This window comes from Allobosea sp. 05T422_2 (assembly GCF_056396265.1).
In genome coordinates, this window is record NZ_JBFTLD010000340.1 from 1 (window position 1) to 6,278 (window position 6,278).

At 65.0% G+C, this 6,278-nt stretch carries 7 protein-coding genes; 6 read left to right on the top strand and 1 reads right to left on the bottom strand.

The features are described from left to right. The first annotated feature begins 286 nt into the window (after positions 1 to 286). The 6 genes from AC1DJT_RS33200 (at position 287) to AC1DJT_RS33225 (ending at position 5,125) form a co-directional block, all read left to right on the top strand. Positions 287 to 1,063 (top strand): ABC transporter ATP-binding protein, encoded by a 777-nt coding sequence (locus AC1DJT_RS33200; protein WP_441504662.1) that lies wholly within the window; start codon positions 287 to 289, stop codon positions 1,061 to 1,063. A gap of 11 nt (positions 1,064 to 1,074) precedes the next feature. Beyond that, positions 1,075 to 1,872, top strand: a complete 798-nt coding sequence (locus AC1DJT_RS33205) for a transporter substrate-binding domain-containing protein (protein WP_441504661.1) — start codon at positions 1,075 to 1,077, stop codon at positions 1,870 to 1,872. Between the two features lie 88 nt (positions 1,873 to 1,960). After that, positions 1,961 to 2,659: an ABC transporter permease gene (locus AC1DJT_RS33210; RefSeq protein ID WP_476835739.1), complete on the top strand. Its 699-nt coding sequence runs from the start codon at positions 1,961 to 1,963 to the stop codon at positions 2,657 to 2,659. 2 nt (positions 2,660 to 2,661) lie between these two features. Continuing rightward, a complete protein-coding gene (locus AC1DJT_RS33215) occupies positions 2,662 to 3,390 on the top strand; it encodes an ABC transporter permease (protein WP_441504659.1) in 729 nt (242 codons plus the stop codon). Continuing rightward, positions 3,380 to 4,183: an inositol monophosphatase family protein gene (locus AC1DJT_RS33220; RefSeq protein WP_476835740.1), complete on the top strand. Its 804-nt coding sequence runs from the start codon at positions 3,380 to 3,382 to the stop codon at positions 4,181 to 4,183. The genes AC1DJT_RS33215 and AC1DJT_RS33220 overlap by 11 nt, the downstream gene beginning before the upstream one ends. 96 nt (positions 4,184 to 4,279) lie before the next feature. Continuing rightward, the gene (locus tag AC1DJT_RS33225; RefSeq protein WP_476768253.1) at positions 4,280 to 5,125 is read left to right on the top strand and encodes an inositol monophosphatase family protein; all 846 of its coding nucleotides are present in this window, start codon (positions 4,280 to 4,282) and stop codon (positions 5,123 to 5,125) included. Between the two features lie 23 nt (positions 5,126 to 5,148). Here AC1DJT_RS33225 and AC1DJT_RS33230 read toward each other — a convergent pair whose 3' ends face one another. Beyond that, complete coding sequence (locus tag AC1DJT_RS33230; protein WP_441504656.1) at positions 5,149 to 5,937, bottom strand: hypothetical protein; 789 nt, start codon at positions 5,935 to 5,937, stop codon at positions 5,149 to 5,151. Positions 5,938 to 6,278 lie beyond the last annotated feature (341 nt).

The following is a 6,278-nucleotide window of genomic DNA, read 5'->3' on the forward strand; positions in this document are numbered from 1 at the left end:
GTTCCGGCCCGTCCCGCTCCAGCGCCAGCGCATTCCAGAACGGATAGTTGAAGGCCGAATTCATGTCCTGTTGCACCCTTCGCGAGGCCGAAAGCGTGCGCGTCGCCACCTCACCCTTCACCGGGTCGGATTGAGCCGCCCGCAGGCGGCAGGGTCAAGCGGCTCGGCGCAATTGGTCTGTACCATTTGGAAAAATTGGTACTTGAGGCKGCCAGGAGCCGCCGATACCGTCCCTGCCAATCGAGGTCGGACAGAGCCGATCCAGCAATGCAAAGGGGAGGATCACGTGTCTCGACCGGAGGCGAAGACCGTCCTCACCGCGGACGTCATCCACAAGAGCTATGGCGACTTTCCCGTTCTCAAGGGTGTCAGCCTCGCGGCCCGCGAACGGGACGTGATCTGCATGATCGGCGCCAGCGGTTCGGGCAAAAGCACCTTCCTGCGCTGCATCAATCTGCTGGAGACCCCGGAATCCGGCACGATCTCCTTCGAGGGCGAGGAGATCAAGCTCCAGCGCAGCGGAGACCGCCCGCCGGTGCTGAACGCCAGGCAGATCAGCCGAATCCGCAGCCGGATGGGCATGGTGTTCCAGAGCTTCAACCTGTGGAGCCACCTGACCGTGCTCGAGAACGTTACGATCGCGCCGATCAAGGTGCTGGGCGTTGCGAAGGCCGAGGCGATCGAACGTGCCGAGGCGCTGCTGGCGAAGGTCGGGCTGTTCGACAAGCGCTATCATTACCCCGCTCATATTTCCGGCGGCCAGCAGCAGCGCTGCGCCATCGCCCGCGCCCTGGCGATGGAGCCCAAGCTGCTGCTCTTCGACGAGCCGACCTCGGCGCTCGACCCCGAGCTCGTCGGCGAGGTGCTGCGCGTCATGCGCGTTCTCGCGGAGGAGGGGCGGACCATGATCGTCGTGACCCATGAAATGGCGTTCGCCCGCGAGGTCTCGAACGAGGTGCTCTTCCTTCACGAGGGCAAGATCGAGGAGCGCAACAGCCCCGATCAGATCTTCGGCAACCCGATGTCGGAACGGTGCAGGCGCTTTCTGCAGCGCGTTCTTTGAGGAGAAGAACCATGAGAAAGACCGCTCTCGCCCTCCTGTCGGGCGCAGCGCTGCTGCTGGCCGGCACCGCCTTCGCCCGCGAGGTGAAGATCGGCACCGACTGCACCAATCCACCCTTCAACTACCGCACCGCCAGCGGCGAACTGGCGGGTTTTGACGTCGATATCGCCCGTGAGATCGGCAAGCGTGAAGGGTTCGACCTCAAATTCGTCTGCCAGTCGCTCGATGGTGCGCTCCCGGCCCTGACGGCGCGCAAATTCGATCTCATCCTCGCGAGCCTTTCGATCACCGAAGCGCGCCAGAAGAGCATCGATTTCAGCATCCCCTACCGCTCGTCGACCGGCCGGTTCGTTGGCCCGAAATCGTCCACGCTCGCGCCCGTCACCGCCGAGGGGCAGCCCAATCCCAAGGCCCTCGACGGCAAGGTCGTCGGGCTGATCCGCTCCAGCACCTATGACCGCTATTTCACCGAACTGTTCCCCGGCGTGCAGATCTCGCGCTACGAGAACTACGAGACCCTGCTCCTCGACCTCGTCTCCGGCCGCGTCGACCTGATCATGGCCGGGCCGATCAAGATGGAGGGCTTCTTCGAGGACGCCCAGGGCAAGAACTTCAAGTATATCGGCCCTGAACTCGAGAACATCAAATATTTCGGCCCCGGCGTCGGCGTCGGACTGCGCAAAAACGAGCCTGAACTGCTCGACAAGGTCAACAATGCGCTGAAGGGCATGTTCGCCGACGGGACCTTCAAGGCGATCAACCAGAAGTACTGGAAGTTCACGGTGCTCCCCAGCGTCTGGACTCAGTGACGCTCTCCKGGCGGCGCTAGCCGCCGCCCGGCATCGCCCGCGCGGCTGACAAGGCCCAGCGCGACCTCCGCCCCGACAGGACCGATTCATGACGGCAGACCTCTYCCAGGGCTGGGGAACGCAGCTCTTCTGGGGCACGATGGTCACGCTCCAGGTCGCGTTCCTGTCGCTGCTGGCGGGCCTCGCGATCGGCTTGGCGGTTGCGCTCGCCAAGCTCTCCTCGTCGCGGTTCCTGCGCGCGGCGGGTGATTTCTACACGACCTGCGTCCGCGGGACGCCCGAACTGCTCATCATCCTGCTGGTCTATTTCGGCAGCACGGTTGCGCTCTCGGCGATGCTGCGCTGGATCGCGGGACCGGAGGTCTATGTCGAGATCCCGGCGATGGCGGCCGGCGTGTTCGCGCTCAGCCTCGTCTTCGGCGCCTATGCGGCCGAAATCTTCCGGGGCGCTTTTCTCGCCATCCCGCCGGGTCAGATCGAGGCGGCGAAGGCCTTCGGCATGTCGCCGCTGACGCTGTTCATCCATATCCGCATGCCGCTGATGTGGCGCTACGCCCTGCCGAGCCTCGGCAATATCTGGATCTCGCTGATCAAGAACACCTCGCTGATCTCGGTCGTCGGCCTCGAGGAGTTGATGCGCGTCAGCTATCTCGCCACCTCGGTGACGCGCAGCCCGTTCCATTTCTACCTGCTCGCGGCGGTCATCTATCTCACGCTGACCATCATCAATTCCCTCATCATCGAATGTCTCGAGACCCGCGCGAACCGCGGCGTGCGGAGGGTCTGATCATGGACATCTCGCTCATGATCGAGAGCATCCCGCGCCTGCTCGAAGGCGCGGTCGTCACCCTGCAGCTTCTGCTGCTGACCGAGATCATCGGCTTCGTGCTCGCTCTGCCGCTCGGCATTCTCTACGCGAATGGCAGCAGGGGGGTACGGGCGCCGATCTATTGCTTCGTCTATTTCTTTCGCGGCACGCCGCTGCTCGTCCAGATCTTCATCGTCTATTACGGGCTCGCGCAGTTCGAGTTCGTGCGCGAAAGCTTTCTCTGGCCGTATCTGCGCAAGCCCTTCATCTGCGCCCTGCTGGCCTGTGCCCTGCATTCCGCCGCCTATACCGCGAATATCCTGCGCGGCGCGATCCAGGCCGTGCCGGCCGGCGAGATCGAGGCGGCGCGCGCCTGCGGCATGTCGGCCTTCCAGGTCCAGCGGCTGATCGTGCTGCCGATCGCGCTGCGGCTGATGCTGCCGGCCTATAGCAACCAGGCTATCGGCATGTTGAAGGGCACCTCGCTTGCCAGCACGATCACGCTGATGGAGCTGACCGGCGTGGCCAATACCATCGTGGCCGATACGTTCTCGCCCTATGAGATCTTCATCATGGCTGCGCTGATCTATCTCTCGATCACGCTCGTCATCACGCGTTGCTTCAAATTCGCCGAATACAGCCTCAGCAAGCACCAGCGCCCGCTCAAGAGCCGCGCAGCGATCCCCGGACAGGTCAGACATGCCGACTAGCGACATCAGGAATTTCATTGCCTTCGCCCAGGAGCTGGTCGAGGCGAGCGGCGAGATCATCCGCGAGGCGGCAAGGCACAACAACGCCTTCATCCCCAAGGGCGACGACAGCCCCGTCACCGAGATCGACCGGCGCGCCGAGACCGAGATCCGCCGCCGCATCGAAGCGGCCTATCCCGGCCATGGCATCCTCGGCGAGGAGTTCGGTTCGCAGGGAATGGACGAGGATTTTGTCTGGGTCATCGACCCGATCGACGGAACCAAGGCCTTCGTCGCCGGCATCCCGGTCTTCGGCACGCTCGTCGCTCTGACCCATCGTGGCGTCMCGATCCTCGGTGTCATCGACCAGCCGATGACACGGGAACGCTGGGTCGGCGCGGAGGGCTTTCCGACGACGCTGAACGGCGCGCGCGTCACGACCTCGGGCCGGCGCCTCCTGTCGGAAGCGGTGATGTCGACGAGCAATATCGAACTCTATGACGAGGACAGCCTGCCGACCTTCAAGGCCCTGCGCTCCTCCGTCCATTGGTGCGTCTATGGCGGCAGTTGCTATTCCTATGGACGGCTGGCCTCCGGGGCGATCGACATCGCCATCGACCGCTTCGAGAATCCGCATGACTACCTCGCCCATGTCGCCGTGATCACCCATGCCGGCGGCGTCATGACGGATTGGGACGGCGCGCCGCTGACGATCCGCTCGGGCGGGCATTGTCTGGCCGCGGCAAACTCCGCCCTGCACGCAGCCGCGTTGGGCCGGATCGCACCCTCGCACCGAACCCTGCCGGCCGCCTGACACAGCGAGCGATGCCGCATTCCAAACCTGTGTTCGGCCAGGGCTCACGCAGCCGCACCGGGCGCAGCACTCACAATCCCCAGTCGAGACTTCGCCATGCATGACCGCACGCGTTCCAGGAGCCATATCGTCGAGTGCATGAAGGAGGCTGCCCGGATCGGCGGCGCATCGCTCGCCGGGAATTTCGCCCGCCTCGCCGCCCCGCCGATCCTGGAGAAGGGGCCGTCGGATTTCGTCTCTGCCGCGGATATCGAATCCGAACGGCTGATCATCGCGCATCTCGGGGACACGCTGCCCGATATCGCGGTGCTCGGCGAAGAGAGCGGCGCATCCCCAGGCGCCAGTGACGGTCGCAGGATCGTCATCGATCCCCTCGACGGCACCAACAACTTCCTGCACGGCATCCCGCAGTTTTCCGTGTCGCTCGCCCTGATGGAGGGCGACGAGGTGACAGCGGGCGTCACCTATCATCCGCTCAGCCACGACATGTTCTGGGCCGCGAAAGGAGAGGGCGCCTTTCTCGGCGACCAGCGCCTCACGGGCTCGAAGCGCAACTCGCTCGCCCATGCCGTCGTCGGCACCTGTTTCCCCTATCATGGCAAGGGCGACACGGAAAAAGCCGCGCGTGAAATGGCAGCCATCATGCCGCAGGTTTCAGGGATCAGGAGTCCGGGCTCCGCCGCCCTCGAGATCGCCTACGTCGCAGAAGGGCGCTTCGACGGGTTCTGGACCTCGGGCGCCAAGCTCGATCTCTGGGACCTCGCTGCGGGCGTGATCATCGCCCGCGAAGCCGGCTGCATCGCGACGGAAATCGATGGCGAGGGCGACCCGCTGCACTGCCGCAGCCTTGTCGTCGCCCCGCGCCAGTTTCACAGCCTCTTCATCGACATCTTCCGGACCGCCTCTGCCACGAACGCTATTTGCGAGGCCCGCCCGCGATAGCGTGCTTGGCGGTCCTTGGGGCCTCAGAACTCGATCGACGCACCGATGATCGGCCCGTGCTGAGTGACCTTCCACTGGAAGCCGCCATCCCGGTAGTCCTGGTGCAGGACGCGGTAGCCGGTGCGAACCATGGTCTTGTAGCCCGCCAGCGTGGTGCGGTAGCCGAGAAGCGCCTGTCCGTTGAGGCTCAGCCGCGAGCCGACGCCGAAGCCGCCGGCATCGCCTTCCATGAAGAGGTTCCAGCGGTCGGTCAGGTCGAGATTCAGCCTCGCCCCCACGAAGGGGTCGAGCCAGCTCTCGCTGTCGGAAACATGCAGCCCGGCGACCCGGATGCGGCCCGTCAGGCGCGTCCAGCGGGCGCCCGCCGTCGGTTCCAGTGCAAAGACGCGGGGTGCGCCGAACACGGTATTGCCGCCGAGTTCGGACTGATAGACGCGGTAGAACACGCCGGCGCTGACCAGATAGGACTTCATGCCGGTGCCGATGTTGAGGGAGGCAATCTTTTCGTCGCTGGAGACATCGACATACTCGCCATTGACATAGGCGCCGAAGGCGCCGCGGCGGATCTCGAGATTGCCCATCAGCCCGAGGTCGAGATTCTTCAGGGTGTCGCGGAACGGGACGTCGACATGCCGGTGTATCCCGAGCACGGCCGCATCCCCGTTGAGCGAGGCCGCCCAGAGATAGGGGCTGAGGGTGACCGACCAGTCGCTCTGGGCGAGGGGGGCGCCTGCCTGCGCGATGCGGACAGGGGTGAGATCGGCTGCCGCAGCAGGCGCCGCCGCCGCAAGCAGGGCGGCCGCGCCGATCATGGCTCTGGTCCGGCGGGAGCGATGCCGCTTGCCGGATGTCGCTGACGTCATGGTGCTGTGGCCCCCCGGCCCTGGCGATATCGATGAGATGCGGATGAAGGCTGTGCGCCGCGGCAAGGCGGCCGGACGGCCATGGCCGCCGGCGTCTGGCTGGACGCGATCACTGATCAGGGTTTGGCGAAAGGCAGGGCGGGAGGCGTCATCGCCGGCACCAGCGCCGCGCTGACGATCGTCTTGGCGTCGAGGTCGAAGCTCTTCAGGTCGATGCCGCGCAGGACCGGATCCTCATAGGTCTTGACGTAGTAGACCCGGTTCACGAGGTCGGCCACCGTCGACCATTG